Origin of the sequence: Pseudomonas izuensis (genome assembly GCF_002356535.2) — a bacterium.
Lineage (GTDB): Bacteria > Pseudomonadota > Gammaproteobacteria > Pseudomonadales > Pseudomonadaceae > Aquipseudomonas > Aquipseudomonas izuensis.
Map to the genome: position 1 here is coordinate 4,804,150 of NZ_AP017423.2, position 14,991 is coordinate 4,819,140.

The 14,991-nt window shown below is 62.3% G+C and carries 13 protein-coding genes; 3 read left to right on the forward strand and 10 right to left on the reverse strand.

The annotated features are described in order from the left end of the window. Window positions 1–42: 42 nt before the first annotated feature. Entirely contained in the window at window positions 43–444 is a 402-nt protein-coding gene (locus LAB08_RS21145; protein ID WP_096509869.1) for a lysozyme inhibitor LprI family protein, read from the forward strand. A gap of 130 nt (window positions 445–574) precedes the next feature. Here LAB08_RS21145 and peaD read toward each other — a convergent pair whose 3' ends face one another. The 4 genes from peaD to peaA all read right to left on the reverse strand — a co-directional run bounded on the left by peaD (window position 575) and on the right by peaA (window position 5,136). Next, a complete protein-coding gene (gene peaD / locus LAB08_RS21150; protein ID WP_096509868.1) occupies window positions 575–1,693 on the reverse strand; it encodes a quinohemoprotein amine dehydrogenase subunit beta in 1,119 nt (372 codons plus the stop codon). Window positions 1,694–1,717: 24 nt separating this feature from the next. Then, entirely contained in the window at window positions 1,718–2,041 is a 324-nt protein-coding gene (gene qhpC, locus LAB08_RS21155; RefSeq protein ID WP_008016081.1) for a quinohemoprotein amine dehydrogenase subunit gamma, read from the reverse strand. A gap of 1 nt (window position 2,042) precedes the next feature. Further along, window positions 2,043–3,473: a quinohemoprotein amine dehydrogenase maturation protein gene (gene peaB / locus LAB08_RS21160; protein ID WP_096509867.1), complete on the reverse strand. Its 1,431-nt coding sequence runs from the start codon at window positions 3,471–3,473 to the stop codon at window positions 2,043–2,045. An 82-nt stretch (window positions 3,474–3,555) separates the two neighbouring features. Then, window positions 3,556–5,136 carry a quinohemoprotein amine dehydrogenase subunit alpha gene (gene peaA, locus LAB08_RS21165; protein ID WP_096509866.1) on the reverse strand — a complete coding sequence of 527 codons (1,581 nt, stop codon included), beginning with the start codon at window positions 5,134–5,136 and terminating at the stop codon, window positions 3,556–3,558. A gap of 343 nt (window positions 5,137–5,479) precedes the next feature. Here peaA and LAB08_RS21170 point away from each other — a divergent pair, with 343 nt between their 5' ends. Continuing rightward, window positions 5,480–5,836 (forward strand): hypothetical protein, encoded by a 357-nt coding sequence (locus tag LAB08_RS21170; RefSeq protein WP_096509865.1) that lies wholly within the window; start codon window positions 5,480–5,482, stop codon window positions 5,834–5,836. A 49-nt stretch (window positions 5,837–5,885) separates the two neighbouring features. On the opposite strand, the gene LAB08_RS21175 is transcribed toward LAB08_RS21170, so the two are convergent. After that, window positions 5,886–6,140, reverse strand: coding sequence for a DUF1652 domain-containing protein (locus LAB08_RS21175; protein ID WP_096509864.1), 255 nt, complete (start codon window positions 6,138–6,140; stop codon window positions 5,886–5,888). 277 nt (window positions 6,141–6,417) lie between these two features. Here LAB08_RS21175 and LAB08_RS21180 point away from each other — a divergent pair, with 277 nt between their 5' ends. Then, on the forward strand, window positions 6,418–7,908 hold the full coding sequence (locus LAB08_RS21180; RefSeq protein WP_096509863.1) for an aldehyde dehydrogenase family protein: 1,491 nt from the start codon (window positions 6,418–6,420) through the stop codon (window positions 7,906–7,908). 131 nt (window positions 7,909–8,039) lie between these two features. Here LAB08_RS21180 and qhpG read toward each other — a convergent pair whose 3' ends face one another. The 5 genes from qhpG to LAB08_RS21205 all read right to left on the reverse strand — a co-directional run bounded on the left by qhpG (window position 8,040) and on the right by LAB08_RS21205 (window position 14,916). Continuing rightward, window positions 8,040–9,338, reverse strand: a complete 1,299-nt coding sequence (gene qhpG / locus LAB08_RS21185) for a flavin-dependent monooxygenase QhpG (RefSeq protein ID WP_096509862.1) — start codon at window positions 9,336–9,338, stop codon at window positions 8,040–8,042. After that, on the reverse strand, window positions 9,335–10,030 hold the full coding sequence (gene qhpE / locus LAB08_RS21190; protein ID WP_096509861.1) for a subtilisin-like serine protease QhpE: 696 nt from the start codon (window positions 10,028–10,030) through the stop codon (window positions 9,335–9,337). The genes qhpG and qhpE overlap by 4 nt, the downstream gene beginning before the upstream one ends. Beyond that, entirely contained in the window at window positions 10,020–11,738 is a 1,719-nt protein-coding gene (locus LAB08_RS21195) for an ABC transporter ATP-binding protein (protein WP_096509860.1), read from the reverse strand. Before LAB08_RS21195 ends, qhpE begins: the two co-directional genes overlap by 11 nt. Next, window positions 11,738–13,642: a sigma-54-dependent Fis family transcriptional regulator gene (locus tag LAB08_RS21200; protein WP_096509859.1), complete on the reverse strand. Its 1,905-nt coding sequence runs from the start codon at window positions 13,640–13,642 to the stop codon at window positions 11,738–11,740. The genes LAB08_RS21195 and LAB08_RS21200 overlap by 1 nt, the downstream gene beginning before the upstream one ends. Before the next feature lie 248 nt (window positions 13,643–13,890). After that, window positions 13,891–14,916 carry a histone deacetylase family protein gene (locus tag LAB08_RS21205; RefSeq protein WP_096509858.1) on the reverse strand — a complete coding sequence of 342 codons (1,026 nt, stop codon included), beginning with the start codon at window positions 14,914–14,916 and terminating at the stop codon, window positions 13,891–13,893. Window positions 14,917–14,991: the final 75 nt, after the last annotated feature.

Consider the following 14,991-nt stretch of genomic DNA (forward strand, 5'->3'; position numbering starts at 1 on the left):
TACACTGCCCCCCTATCCCCTCTGACACAGCGAGTTTTCCCCATGCGCACACGCTTTTTCCTGGCACTGACGCCTTTGCTGCTCACCCAATTGGCCCATGCCGTGGACTGCGACAATGCTGCCGACCAGGCCACGATGAACCTGTGTGCGTCGCAGCAGCACGCGGCGGCAGACAAGGAGTTGAATGCGCTGTATCAACAAATCACCTCAAGGCTCAAGGGCAATCCTGATAGCAAGAAACTGCTCGTGGATGCGCAGCGTTCGTGGATTGCGTTTCGCGATGCCGAGTGCAAGTTTTCGGCGTCAGGTGTGGAAGGCGGGAGTGTTTATCCGCTGATCTACGGCAATTGCGTGACGGAATTGACCAAGGCGCGGATTGAGACGTTCAAGACGTACTTGAAGTGCCAGGAGGGGGATTTGGGGTGTCCGGTGCCGGGGGTTTGATTTTGTGTTGTTTTTGAAGGCCTCTTCGCGAGCAGGCTCGCTCCCACAGTTGACCGCGTTCTTTCAGTAAGAATGCGGTAAAAATGTGGGAGCGAGCCTGCTCGCGAAGGCGTCAGCTCAGGCGCCGCCGTTACCGCACAAAAACCTGCGCCGTGGTAATCGCCATGTCCCCACCTGGCATCTTGATGCTGCCAATCTGTTTCAGGCTGTCGGCATCGAAGATCGCCACATCGTTGAACGTCCCGGCCAGGTAGATCTTGCTGCCGTCCTTGTTGAAGGAAATGCAGTAGTAGGAGTGATCGAGCGTCGCCGCCTGAAGCATCTTTTTCTCCTTGATGTCGTACTTGGCCAGGCGGTTGAGCACACCGAACATCAGGTTCGGGTCTTTCGGCGAGCGCATGCCACTGAAGTAGATTTCCGTCAGGGGACCGAAGTCGGTGGTTTCGGTCTTGCCGGTCTTGAGGTCGATGCTGAACAGGCCGTACAGGTAGTCGGCGGTGGCCGGGTCCTGTTTCTTGTCCTTGAATTTCGCGGTGGTGTAGAGCAGCGAGAAGTCATGGCGATAGGTCTGCTGGTTCCATACGTAGAGCACGTCTGGCGCGGCGTAGTTGGCGCGTTTCCAGTGACGGCTGGGGATCAGCACGTCGAACTTGCCGGTCTGCACGTTGACCTTGTAGATATCCGCCCCTGCCACGTACAGCGTGCCGTCGTCACCGCTCTGCATGATGGTCAGCTGTCGCGGCGCCGGGAAACTGCGCACGGGTTTGGCATCCATGCCGGCGTCGGTCTTGTACACATCGAGCCGAGGCTGCTGCACTTCGTAGTGATCGTTGAGCATCAGCGTCGGGTTGGCGATGGTGAACAGTTCCTTGCCGTCATGGCTGAGGGTAAAGGCGAACATGGACCTCGCTTTCTCCCCGGGCTTCTGGGTGATGCTGGCGTGGAACACCTGTTTGCAACTGTCCAGTTCGACGCCATAGACATCCGCGTAGTGATTGTTCAGCACGTAAGCGGTCTTGCGATCCGGCGACAGCTGCACGGTGCCCGGACCGAAGGCGTCCGGCATCTTGCAGGTCTTGAACAGCGTGTCGGTGGCCAGGTCGATCACGTGCAGATTGTTCGGATAATTGGTGGTCAACATGTATTCATGACCGTCTTGCAGCGCGGTGTTTTCATCGGCCACAACGGTGAGCGAAAGAGTGCTCAGGACGGCAAACGCGGCCAGGCCGCAGGCTTTCAAATTACGCATGCTGGAATCCTTCTTGTTATCCGATCACTTGTCTTTCGGGAAGACAGTGCCGAGGTTTCGCCAGTTGTCGTTGGACGCCTGTGCATCCTTGTTCCAGTCCGGGTAGGTGCTCATCATGTCCGGCACCTGGGCCGGCCACCAGCAAGGGTCGGAGCAGCCATACAGGTCGGCTTCCATCGGCTGGCACAACGACGACACACCGCCAAACGCATCGATTTCCCAACCCGGGTCAGTTGTCGACGCACAGCCCGCCACGGAGCTCATGGCCACCACTTCTTCGATGCGGTTCTCGTCCGCGGCCTGATCCAGCTTCAACGCTTTGTTATTGATTGCCTTGAGATGTTTCATATCAGTGAGCCTTGCGCGGAGTGATGTAGCTGCTGATGAACGCAGGGTTATTGGCCATGATCCGGGTGTAGACCTCGATACCGAAATCGACCCAGTCACGCATCAGTTCGCAGTAGTGATAAGTCGGGTGAGTCGGGTCGCCGTAACGGGCGTAGCTCTCGTGGTAGCAGCCGCCGGAGCACAGGTTGCGGATCTGGCAGTCTTCGCAGCCGGTATTGGTGCGGTCCAGGCGCTGGGACAGGAAGTCGTTCAACTCCACCTGTTTCACACCACTGTGGACGTTGCCGAAGGTCGGCAGGCTCGAACCGGTAAACCGGTGGCACAGGTTCAGCTCGCCCTTGTGATCCACCGCCAGCATCTTCAGGCCCGCACCGCACGGCAGGGCCTTTTTGTGGCCTTCGTGGATGTCGGTGATCAACTGGTGCAGGTTGGAGAAACCGATGTTGCGGTGCTCCAGCGCCGCTTCCAGGTAACGGCGACCGAGGGCCTTCATGTTGGCGAACACCTGCACCAGTTCATCGCTGGTGAGGTTGAAACTGCTGATGTCGCCGGAGGTCACCGGGGCGAAACCGACCTCGGCAAAACCCAGCTCATTGAACAGGTGATCCCAGATGGTTTCGACGTCGGTGACGCCGGTGGTCAGGGTCACCCGCGCGCCCACCGGACGGCTGTTGTAGCGAGACAGCAGCATCTCGGCCTTGCGCCGCACCACGTCGTAGGTGCCCTGCCCGCCCACGGTGATGCGGTTGCGGTCGTGCACGGTTTTCGGCCCGTCGATACTCACTGACAATCCGAAACGGTGGGCGTTGAGGTAATCCACGGTCTCTTCGGTGAGCAGCGTGGCGTTGGTGGTCATGACGAACTCGACGAACTTGCCGGCCTCGGCAAAACGCTTCTCGCAATAGTCGACCATGTACTCGATCAGCTTGCGATTGCTCAACGGCTCGCCGCCAAAGAACACCACGGTGAAACGCTCTTCGTCCGGGGATTCGCGCAGCAGCATTTCGACGGAAGCTATGGCCGTTTCGACGTCCATCTTCTTGCCGGCCGACGGCTTGTCGAGGTCTTCCTTGTAGCAGTAGGTGCAGCTCAGGTTGCAGCCGGTGTTGACGTTGAGCACCACGGTGTTGATTGCCGTGCGCTCGACGCGCTTGGTGGCGATGTCCGGGGTCAGCGGCGAGCCGTCGCTGACCAGTTCCAGGGCCATCAACTCGCGCAGGGTCTCGGTGATTTCCTCGCCGTTGAAACGCGCGGCCAGGCGCTGGATCAGGTCGTCCGAGGAACAGCCGGGGCCACGCAAGGTGTCGATGATGGTGCCCGTCAGTTCATCGCTGGCGAACAGCGAACTGCTGGGGATGTGGAACAGCATGCGGTCGGCGTCTACGTGCACTTCGTGCAGGTTGCGTTCGACCAGATTCAAAATTGCGCCCATGGCAAACCTCCTGTGCAAGCCCCGTTGTGCAGGGCTTGCGATCATTCCGAAAAGTGTCTGAATCGCTGACGATCAGGCCAACTCAAGGAATGGGTGGATTGTTCCAGCGTTGCACGGTCACGATCATGTGGCCTTCGCCGGTCAGGGATTTTCCTGCGTCGTCAACGGCGGCGATCACCTTGAGGTTGCCGGCATTGTTGGTGGACATTTTGCGTGCAGGGTTCGGCCCGGCATCGCCCGGGGTGAATACGCCCGAGTCGGCCTGCATGGTGCCTGCAAACTTGACGTCTTCGTCTTCCTTGGCGCGATCGTCGAAGGCCTCGACCTTCCACTGCGCCGGGAACACGCCGATGCGATACGGCTTGCCATCGGCGCCCTTGCCCCAGGCTTCGGCGTCGAAACGGCCCTGGACTTTCGGCGTCGAACCACCGCCCTCGCCGATCCGTGCCACGGAGAATTCAGGCACGACCTTGACCGCATCGATCTTGCTGTAGACCGAGAGTTGTGGCCCTTTCAGCGAGCCGACGCTGACCGCGCGCAGGCCCGGCTGGGCATTGGCGGCTGCCTTGAGTTTGACTTTGATCTGTTCCGGGCTCTGCGAGACGATTTCGACCACGTCCACGCCCTTGCCGAAGTTCGGCTTGCCGGCCAGGCCACTGCCGATCAGGGTCACTTCGGTTTCGCTGCCGGCCTTCAGATAACCCGGCTGCACCGCGAGCAATCGGCTGGAGCCCTGCTTGGCGGCGACGAAATCCAGACCACGCTCATCGTGCTCGGCCTCGAACATCCGGCCCTGCAGGGCGTTGCCCTGGGCGGCGAACACCTGGCGCATGGTCACGCCATCGATGGTCACGTTGCCGCGCCATTCGTAGCCAGTGTAGAGAATCGCGCTGCCGTCACCGTTGAACGGCGATCCGTCGGCGTATTGGCCCTTGACGCTGACCTTGAAGGTGTCGTTGCCGTCGGCGGTCACGCTCATGACGCCGGCCAGTTCGCCTTTACCGGGCAAGTGACCGCTGAAGCTCCAGTCACCCACCAGTGCCTCGCTTTTCGGCGCCGTGCCCAACCATTTTTTCCAGGCCGGGTTGTCCAGCGGATAACGCTTGGCCAGCAGCGGCACCATGTCTTTGCGAGCGATATCGAACCAGTCGCGGTCGCGGGCCAGCGCCTGGTACTCCAGTGACGGCCATTGGCCAAGGTGGAAGTTCACCAGGCGCTCCCATTCCTGGGCCGGACGGCGTTGCAGGGCGACCCGCGCACCGGAGTGGCAGCGACCGCACATCTGGCTGGTCTGGTCGTCGAATTTTTCCACGGTGTTGAGCCGGCGCTCCATCGCGTAGCGCACGCCGTCGGTTTCGCTGGGCGCCAGGCCCTGGGTGTCGGCCAGGTACTTGACCAGCGTCCGGCGGTCCTCATCACTGATCTGCAAACCGTGCATGGTCTGCATGCGGGCGATGCTCATCAGCCAGCCTTCCGGCGTCTTGCGCTGGTGGCTGATGCGGCTCAGGGCGTTATTGGCTTCGGGGGTGTGACAGCCCTGACAGGTTTCCTTGAGGATGGTCTGGGCGTCACGGGCTGCCAGGCTGTAGGGCGAATGCAGCGCCACACAAGCGGCCACGGCCAGCAGACTGGCACTCAGGCCTGATCGGAGTTTTCTCTTCATCAACGTCGAACCTCGCACGGTGCTTTCTTATTTTTGTTGCTGATCGTTTTTTTTGGTTTCTGCCGTCGGCTTTGATCCGCTGACGCAGGCAAGAGAAACGTCTGCAATGAGCAATACACGGAGCGTGCCAGCTTGCCGATAAGCTTCTTAATCAATAACTTGCGTTGATTTGACTGCACAAGGCCATGTCTGGAGGCGGTGGCTGGCGTCTAATATCGCGACAGCTGTTGCAGTCTGAGACAGCATAGATGCTCTACCGGAACAGCTCATCGGCCAGCCATTGACGGTCCGCGCCGGCGGGTGCGAAATGGTCGTTCACCGATTGCCAGGAAGGGGAAAAAAAATGGCAAGCATCACTGTCCTGGCGGGGGACTTTCTGCAGGGTGACGGAGATTACCGGGATGGCGTTTTTACCCTGAGAACGTCGCTGCACCCGTGGCCCGGCATAACGCTCCCGCTGTCGAAATTCAAAAACCTGGAAGTGGCCAACGAGGATTCGATCAACAACATCAAGGAAGCCATCGGCTTCGGCGTGGCGGGTGCCATGTTGCTCGGACCGATTGGCGCCTTCGCCGGCTTCATGTTGGCGGGCAAGGAAACCGAAGTGACTTTTCTGGCGACGCTCAAGGATGACAGAAAGCTATTGGCAGCCGCCGATAGCAGCACGTTCGAGGAAATTACTCGAAAAATGGCGTCATGAGGCTATCGACACAGGCCGCGCCACCGCTGTGGTGCGGCCGACGCAGATGTCAGTGGTAGATCGGTGGCTGAGCGCCTTTGTGCGATTCGATCTGTTGGCGCATTTCCGCCACCAGCGTGGCAATTCCGTGCACGGTGTCCAGTTTCCACAGGGGAACGTGGGTGGCTATCAGGTCCACCTGGCCGGTCATGCAATCGCAGACCCGAATCGTCAGGGACTGATCCGGTGCCATGCTGCAGGTGCACACCGAGGGTAGAAAACTGCGCTCTATGATGCTTTGAATTTCCAGGGGTGAAAGGTTCATCGCTGCCTCCCTTACGCCAGATGTGATGCCGGGAAAATGATCCCTCACTTCACCCACCGAACCAGAAAATTCTAGTCCTCGCCAAGGGCTGCCTCAAGATGGCGGACAGGCTGTTCGTCGTCTCACACGCTGTCGCGATTTGCGACAAAACCATCGCACCGCCAGCCTCTCCCGGTTTCAGGAAAAACCCCACCCAACAAGGGCCGGCCGGGCCTCTCGGACACTTGGCACAGCCATTGCGAAAGCCCTGTTCTCACGAACAACAAGAGGCCTCGCCATGTCGCTCCCTAACCTGCTTCCCGCCACTACGGCATTTATCCAACGCGCTCCGCGCATGCTTATCGGCGGTGACTGGGTCGAGGCCGCCGACGGCCAGACCATGAACCTGCACAACCCCGCCACCGGCGAAGTGCTGTGCGTGGTGCCACGGGCCACGCCGGACGATGTCGACCGCGCAGTGCTGGCCGCCCGCCAGGCGTTCGATGATTCAGCGTGGAGCCGTACCCGCCCCCGCGAGCGGCAGAATCTGTTGTGGAAGCTCGCCGACCTGATGCAGCGCGATGCCGAGTTGCTGGCGCAACTGGAATGCCTGAACAACGGCAAGAGCGCGGCCGTCGCCCAAGTAATGGACGTGCAACTGGCCATCGACTTCCTGCGCTACATGGCCGGCTGGGCGACCAAGATTGAAGGCTCCAGTGTCGACGTATCGCTGCCGCTGATGCCCAACGACCAGTTCCACAGTTTCATCCGTCGCGAAGCGGTGGGCGTGGTCGGCGCCATCGTCGCCTGGAACTTCCCGCTGCTGCTGGCCTGCTGGAAACTCGGCCCGGCCCTGGCCACCGGCTGCACCGTGGTCCTCAAGCCCGCCGATGAAACCCCGCTGACCGCCCTGAAACTCGCCGAGCTGGTGCTGGAAGCGGGCTACCCCGAAGGCGTGTTCAACGTGGTCACCGGCACCGGCATCACTGCCGGTTCCGCCCTGACCCACAACCCGCTGGTGGACAAGCTGACCTTCACCGGCTCCACCGCCGTGGGCAAGCAGATCGGCAAGATCGCCATGGATTCGATGACCCGGGTCACCCTGGAGCTGGGCGGCAAATCGCCGACCATCGTCATGGCCGACGCCGACCTGCCGAGCGCCGCCGCCGGTGCCGCCAGTGCGATTTTCTTCAATCAGGGCCAGGTCTGCTGTGCCGGCTCGCGCCTGTATGTGCAGCGCAAGCATTTCGACAATGTGGTGGCGGACATCAGCGATATCGCCAACGCCATGAAACTCGGCAACGGCCTGGACCCGAGCGTCGAGATGGGGCCGTTGATCTCCGCCCGTCAGCAGGAGCGCGTTTACGGGTACATCGAACAGGGCCGGCAAAGCGGCGCGACCATCGCTTGCGGTGGCGAGCAGTTCGGACCGGGTTTTTTCGTCAAGCCGACGGTCATCGTCGATGTCGATCAAAAGCATTCGCTGGTGCAGGAAGAAATCTTCGGCCCGGTGCTGGTGGCGATTCCGTTCGATGACGAAGCCGATGCGCTGCGCATGGCCAACGACAGCCCTTACGGCTTGGGTGCGAGCATCTGGTCCAATGACCTGGCGGCAGTGCACCGCATGATTCCGCGGATCAAGTCCGGTTCGGTGTGGGTCAACTGCCACAGCGCCCTGGATCCGGCGCTGCCGTTCGGTGGCTACAAGATGTCGGGGGTTGGGCGGGAGATGGGGTATGCGGCAATTGAGCATTACACCGAATTGAAGTCGGTGTTGATCAAGCTGTAATTGGCAGCGTTCTTTCGGACGCCATCGCGGGCAAGCCTTGCTCCCACAGGTTTGTGTCGTTCATGACAAACGACGCGGACCTGTGGGAGCAAGGCTTGCCCGCGATGGGGCCATACCTGTCACCGCAAGGATCAGGGCTTGTACCCTTGGGCCAACAACCACCCCCGAACCATCCTCCCCTGCTCCACCGTCAACCCCGCCAGCACCTGCTCAGCCGGCTCGCGACAAATTAACCGCCGCAGCAACGGCGCCAGCTCAACGCCCTGAACATGCCAGATTCCCAATGGCTGATCCGCCGTGATCACCACCTCGGCCTCATCGACAAAGCCATCGCGCAACACCGGCGCCCGCTCAATCCGCAATGCATTGAAATCCGCCTCGGCATGGGCGACCTCAGCATCCGGCCATTGCCGTCGCGCCTGCCAGAACGGCCGATCCAGCCAGCGCTGTTCATCGGCATAAAAATCCCGACCAATCCGCGCGAACCGCAGGAACAACTGCTCCACCCGTTGCTGATGAAAACGCCGGGCCAGCGCCGCTCGCTCGGGTTTACGCAGCAAGGTGTTGATCACCGTCGGGGCCTGCAACGCTGAAGACAGGGATTGAAAGATGCCATTGCCCGACAGCGGGTCCACCGCCATGGCCGCATCGCCGACCCGTATCCAATTGTCGCCACACACCTGCGGACTCAGAATCGCCGTGCTGCTGCGGGCGTGCAGCTGCACATCGACCTCGGGTTCACCGGCGAAAAAAGCCAGTGCCACCGCCGAGTCCTGACGCCGCCGGTGACAGTAATCGAGTAACTGCGCCTTGCCCGGCAATCCGGCGCTGACGACGTCCACTGTCCATTGCCAGTAACACTGGCCGTCGGCCCGCCGCGCCATCCACGCCCAACCGTCTTCAAGGCTTTCCACGGCGCTGGCGGTAGCGCCCGGCGTGCTTTGCCAGCGATTGAGCAGGCTGACCGTCTCCGGCCCGCGCAGGCCTTTGCCGAGGGTCGGTGCCTGACGGCCGCGGGCTTCCACCAGAAAGTCCGCGCCCAGCGTCTGGCGCCCGTCGATTTCAATGCGATGCCCGGTCGCGCAGGCCTCGACCGACAGCACCCGGCCTTCGATCAGCTCAACGCCAGCGCCCCGCAAATCCTCGCGCAACCCGCGATCAAAGGTCGGGCGATCCAGCAGAAACTCGACGTTCTGCGCATGTTCCCGGCCGTTCCAGTTCACCTGTCGCTGGGAAGGCAGTGCCGCATCCGCCAACGCTTGATGCAGCCCGGCACCGCGCAAGGCCTCAAGCACCCGGAGCGAAACGCCCTCCAGCGCGGCAAACCGCCGCCACTCGCTGACCAGCGTGACCGCGTAGCCCAGCCGCCGCAGCCCTAACGCCACCGCCGCGCCCGACGGCCCGGCGCCCAGAACCACAATCGCGGTCATGGCCCGAGTCGCCGTTCAGGGCCGCGATATCGAGCGTTATGCCGTAGGTACTCGATGACCTGTTCGTTGCTCGCCTCGGGATGTTCCACCAGGAAAGCCGCAATGTGCCCGCTCAACGCCGCGCAGCCGAGGCTCGCGCCCGACTGCCCCGGATAAGTGCCATGCACACACGCGGCGAAATCAGCCTGGGCGCTGTTGAGCCACGACCATTCCAGTTCGGCGCAGCGCGCATCGCCGGTGACCCGCAGCACCTGTGGATAATTCGCCGGGTACACGCCTTCGCCTTGCGCCGGGCTCGACGCGCAGAGCAGCACACCGTGATCCACCGCCGCTGCACAAGCGACCCGCAACAGGCTGCGATCCTGACGCAAACCCAGGCTCAGGTTGATCAACCGCACGTCCTGCGCCACCAGCCAGTCAATCGCCGAAGCGATCTGCAAGGCGCTGGTGACACCGCGCTGGTCGAACACCTGGGCCACGCAAAACAGCGCCGAGGGCGCTCTCCGGCCGATGGCTTCGATGACCGCGCTACCGTGGCCCAGCGGATCGTCGCGCAAGTCGCTTTCGGCGAGCCCGTCCTCCACCAGTGAAAAGCGCCGCCCGGCGATCACCTGTACCCGCTGCGCCGCCGAGTGCCCGCTGTCCACCACGCCGATACGCAGCTCAGGTTTTTCATAAAGCTCAGGCTTCATGCAGCACCGTTTTCGAGATCAGTACACCGTCGAGCAATTCAAAACGCAGGTCGGCATCGGCCAGGGTCGAGGGGCGGTGGCTGATCAGGATGCGCGTGCGCCCGGCAAACAGGCGGTCGATGGCCTCGATCACTTCGCGCTCGGTGGCTTCATCCACGGCTGAGGTGGCTTCGTCGAGCACCAGGATCAACGGGTCCTGCAGCAACGCCCGGGCAATGGCGATGCGTTGTTTCTGCCCACCGGACAACTGCTGGCCGCGCTCGCCCAGCGGACTGTCGAGACCTTCGGGCAAGGAGCTGATCAAGCTGTCGAGCTGCGCCAGCCGCGCCACCTCGGCAATCGCTTCGCGACTGGCGTCCGGCACCGCATAGGCCAGATTGTCGGCGAGGCTGCCGCGAAACAGCACAATGTCCTGACTGACCACGGCGATGCGTCGGCGCAGCTGGAACAGGTCCAGCTCCCGCACATCCACTTCGCCCAGCAGCACCCGCCCGGACTGTGGGTCATGGTGGCGTTGCAGCAGATCGATCAGGGTCGATTTGCCGACGCCGGAGCCGCCGCTCAGGGCGACTTTCAAACCGTAGGGAATCCGCGCTTCGATGCCACGCAGGGTAGTCGAGCGACCGGGGTGGCTAAAGTGCACTTCTTCGAAGCGCAATTCGCCCGAGGCAGGCATTGGCTTCGGGGCGTCGGGTGTCAGCACGGTCGGCTGCTCACCACGCAACTCCATCACCCGGCCGAGGCTGACGGTCATGCGCTGAATCGCCACATAGAGCCCCAGCAGACTCTGAACCGGCCCGACGGCCATACCTAAGTAAGTGGAAAACGCGATCAGCGCACCCAGTTGCCAGGTGCCCTGCACCACCCAGTAGCCACCAATCAGGAAGGCACAGGCTCGGGACAGCGAGGTCAATGTACCCGGTACGGCCTGGGTGAAAAACTCGGTGACCTGCAGGCGCAGCAACTGGCTCATGTAGCCCTGGCCCAATCGCTCAAGCCGTTGTGCTTCGCGCTGTTGCTGGCCGGCGGATTGAATGAATTTCATCACCGGCAGCGTCTCGACCATGAACGACGACATGTCCGCCGAACGCTCCCGCAACTGCCGCACATCGCGCTCGACCTTGCGGCGCATCCAGCGCAGCCAGAGCACGTCGAGGGGGATCAGCACCAGCGCGAGCAGCGATAGCTTCCAGGACAGGGTCAACAACATCGCCACCGCCACCACCAGGCCGATCACGCTGGACACCGCCGAGAACAGCGAATCCACGGCAAAGCGCTGGATCTCCGCCACGTCGCCATCGAGGCGCGACATCAGGTCGCCGATGCGCCGCTGGCCGTAGAAGCTCGGCGACAGGGTCTGCAAATGCCGATAAAGGTCATCGCGCAGGGCAAACAGCATGCGCCCCGACAGTCGCGTGTGCAGGTAACGATTGATCCCCGACAGCGCCGTGCCCAACAGCCCGGCGACGATCATCAGCCCGGCGATCAGCACCAGCATCGGGAAGTTGCGCGCCAACAGGCCATCGTCGATCAGCAGCTTGGTCAGCCACGGCTGCACCAGCACCAGCGCCGAGGCGCAGACCGACAGCGCCAGCAGGCCGGCAATCGCCAGCCGATGGGGTCTCACAAAGCTGTAAAGCCAATGCAGCGAGGCTTGCAGGGCTTCGGGGTTCTGGCTGTCGATCAGCCGAACGATCAGGCGCTGCATCACGAACGCAACTGTTTGAGTTTGCGGTACAGGGTCGCGCGACTGATACCCAGGGCGTCGGCGGCGGCCGAGACGTTGCCCTGATGGTTGTCCAGTGACTGGCGAATCATCTCCAGTTCGTTTTCGCGGATGCTGCCGGACTGCGGGCGTTCGGTCGCGGTCAACTCGTCGAGCATGCTGTCGGGCAAGTGATCGAGCGTGAGAACGGTTTCCCCCGGTTCGCGCATGGCCAGGGCGGTACGCAGGACCATCTCCAGCTGGCGGATGTTGCCCGGCCAGTGATAGTTGCCGAGCAAACGGCTCAAGTCGTCATGCAATACCACCGTCGGCGCATCGAGCCGGGCCAGCAGTCGGTCCACCAGTGCACTGAAATCTTCGCGCTCGCGCAGGGCCGGGAGCATCACGCTGATGCCGTTGACCCGGTAGAACAGGTCTTCGCGAAAGTGCTTGTCTTCCACCAGGCGCTTGAGGTCGCGGTGGGTGGCGCAGATCAGGGCGACGTCGATGTCCTGCTCTTCGCCGGCGCCCAGCGGTGCGACCTTGCGGTCCTGCAACACCCGCAGCAGCCGGGCTTGCAAGGCCAGCGGCATGTCACCGATTTCATCGAGAAACAGGGTGCCGCCGTGGGCCTGTTGCAGGCGACCGACCATGCCGCCCCGGCGCGAACCGGTGAACGCGCCTTCGCGGTAGCCGAACAGCTCGGACTCGATCAGGCCCTCGGGGATGGCTGCGCAGTTCACCGCGACGAAGGGTTTGTCGCAGCGGCTGCCGGCCATGTGCAGGGCACGGGCGATGACTTCCTTGCCAGTACCGGTTTCGCCCAGCAGCAACACCGGCAACTGGTTGGCCAGGCCTTGGCGGGCCATGCGCAGGGCGCGGGCATAACGGACATTGCTGCCCGCCAGGGACTCGAGGTCCGGTTGAGCCTTGGTGGTTTTGGCCGGGGTGCGTGGAGGAGTTGCGACGTTGATGTTTCGCTGCGGCGCACGCAGGGTCTTGTAGAAAAATTCGCCTTTGGCGGTCTGCAGGCTGCCGGCGCCGCCTTGATGCAAGCGCGCCAGCAATTGCAGGCCATCGACGCCGAGAAACTCTTCACAGCGCCGACCGACCAGCGCCGAACGCTCGGCATGCAACAACTGACAGGCCTGGGCACTGACCGCGAGGATTTGTCCGCCGAGGCTGACTGCCAGTAGGCCCTGCCAGGGGGATTCGAGGTACTGGCGACGGCTGTGGAAGGCCAGGACGATTTCATCCGGATAGCTGGCGTTGAACACCCGGCTCTCGATCTGACTGACCGCCATGGCCAGCAGCGCCGTGCTGTCGTGGGCGCGACCCAGCGGGCCTTCGCGGGTCAGGTCGAGCACGCCGAGGATGTCGCCCTGCGGGCAATGGATCGGCACCGAGGTGCAGGAAAAATCGCTGAGGCGATCCAGGTAATGTTCGCCGCAATCGATCAGGGTCGGCCGGGCTTCCACCAGCGCCGTGCCGAGGGCATTGGTGCCGCGAACGGCTTCGCTCCAGCAGGCGCCCAGGGTGATGTCCTGCAGGCCGCTGCCCTTGAGGCGGTCGGCGCGCCCTTCGACGGCGAGGATGGTGGCATCGGAGTTGGCGAGGATGATCAGCCCTTCCTTGCCCTGGCGTTCGGCCAGGTAATCGATGGCCGGCAACGCGGCGTCGATCAACAAGCGATTGCTCGACAGCAGCACGTCAAGGCTGGCGCCCGATTCCAGCGCCAGCTCGTGCTTGGCATTGAAATGCACGCCATGGCTGAGGCTGCGTCGCCACGAGGCATCGATTTCCGCCCGCAGGACGCCGTCCGGCACTTCACCTTCCAGGTGCAGCTTTTCCCGGGCCAGCCGGGCTTCGTGGTGCAGTTTGGGGGAGTTTGTTTTTATTAGCGTCATCAAGCGCTCCGGGTCGTCCGCCCTGCGCCTTTACTTTATATGTCGGCGCTGTGGAGCCATCTTTACGTTAACGTCAGGGCGATGGCAAGTGCCTTACGGCGCTTGTGTTCCGGCAGGTGGATCGCGTTATCGTTCATCGCTGGCAAGCCAGCTCCCACAGGTCCGGTGTTGTCCACAAATTTGCGGTTCAACTCGGTCACTGTGGGAGCTGGCTTGCCAGCGAAGGCGTCGTCAATGACACCGAAGAATCAAAGCTGCCACACCTCGGGATTCACAAAAAACGCCCGCGCATTATCCTCCAGACTCTCCAGGTGATACCCGCCCTCCTGCACGATCAGGCATGGCAACCCGAGGCTGCGGATCCGCTCGCCGAGCACGGCGAACCCTTCGCGGGTTACCGCCACTTTGCTTTGCGGGTCCAGCTCATAAATATCGAAACCGAGGGACAGGACCAGCACCTCGGCATCGAAGTCCTTCACGGCCGCCAGTGCCACATCCAATTGGCCAAGGAAATCCGCTTCACTGGCGCCATGGGCCATCGGCAAGTTGAGGTTGAAGCCCTCGCCCGCCCCGACACCGCGCTCATCGGCAAACCCGGCGACTCCCGGATAAAAATTGGTCGGATCGCCATGCACCGAGACGTAGAGCACATCATCGCGGTCGTAGAAGATTTCCTGGATCCCCTGGCCGTGGTGCATGTCGGTATCAAGCACCGCTACCCGCGCGAACTTGTCACGCAACACCTGCGCCGCCACTGCCGCGTTGTTCACATAACAGAAGCCCCCCGCTGCTTCGGCCCGGGCGTGGTGCCCCGGTGGACGGCACAAGGCGTACGCGGCGGGCTCGCCATCGAGCAAGGCCCGGGCGCCGGCAATCGCGCTTTGCGCCGACCAGTAGGCCGAGCGCCACGTTTGCTCGCCCACCGGACAACTGCCGTCGGCCAGGTAGCGCGCAGCCTGGGCAAGAATCCCGCGCAGGGCATTGGGCTCGCGGACGAAGATGTTCGACATCACCTCGTCGCCCCAATCCTCGGGGATTTCCTTCCAGCGCTGATGCGCTTCCTGGAGAAACGCCAGATACGGTGCACCGTGCACCGCCAGCAACGGATCGAGCCCGGCATCGGTGGGTTGCTCAACCTTGAAACCCAGTGCATGAGAAGCCTGCACCAATCGTTGCGCACGTTCCGGCACTTCCTGCGGCGTGCGCATCTGGCCACGGGAGTAGTAACTGCGTGGATGGTGAAGCAGTTGTTCAGGGTGGAAAAAACTGCGCATGGGGTGAATTCCTGTCAGTTAACGTGGATCTTGAACCCGGACGCGTCCCACTGTAGGAGCGAGCCTGCTCGCGAT

Coding starts and splice junctions, on each gene's coding strand:
- LAB08_RS21145 (WP_096509869.1), top strand. CDS start 43: ATGCGCACACGCTTTTTCCTGGCACTGACGCCTTTGCTGCTCACCCAA.
- peaD (WP_096509868.1), bottom strand. CDS start 1,693: ATGCGTAATTTGAAAGCCTGCGGCCTGGCCGCGTTTGCCGTCCTGAGC.
- qhpC (WP_008016081.1), bottom strand. CDS start 2,041: ATGAAACATCTCAAGGCAATCAATAACAAAGCGTTGAAGCTGGATCAG.
- peaB (WP_096509867.1), bottom strand. CDS start 3,473: ATGGGCGCAATTTTGAATCTGGTCGAACGCAACCTGCACGAAGTGCAC.
- peaA (WP_096509866.1), bottom strand. CDS start 5,136: ATGAAGAGAAAACTCCGATCAGGCCTGAGTGCCAGTCTGCTGGCCGTG.
- LAB08_RS21170 (WP_096509865.1), top strand. CDS start 5,480: ATGGCAAGCATCACTGTCCTGGCGGGGGACTTTCTGCAGGGTGACGGA.
- LAB08_RS21175 (WP_096509864.1), bottom strand. CDS start 6,140: ATGAACCTTTCACCCCTGGAAATTCAAAGCATCATAGAGCGCAGTTTT.
- LAB08_RS21180 (WP_096509863.1), top strand. CDS start 6,418: ATGTCGCTCCCTAACCTGCTTCCCGCCACTACGGCATTTATCCAACGC.
- qhpG (WP_096509862.1), bottom strand. CDS start 9,338: ATGACCGCGATTGTGGTTCTGGGCGCCGGGCCGTCGGGCGCGGCGGTG.
- qhpE (WP_096509861.1), bottom strand. CDS start 10,030: ATGAAGCCTGAGCTTTATGAAAAACCTGAGCTGCGTATCGGCGTGGTG.
- LAB08_RS21195 (WP_096509860.1), bottom strand. CDS start 11,738: ATGCAGCGCCTGATCGTTCGGCTGATCGACAGCCAGAACCCCGAAGCC.
- LAB08_RS21200 (WP_096509859.1), bottom strand. CDS start 13,642: ATGACGCTAATAAAAACAAACTCCCCCAAACTGCACCACGAAGCCCGG.
- LAB08_RS21205 (WP_096509858.1), bottom strand. CDS start 14,916: ATGCGCAGTTTTTTCCACCCTGAACAACTGCTTCACCATCCACGCAGT.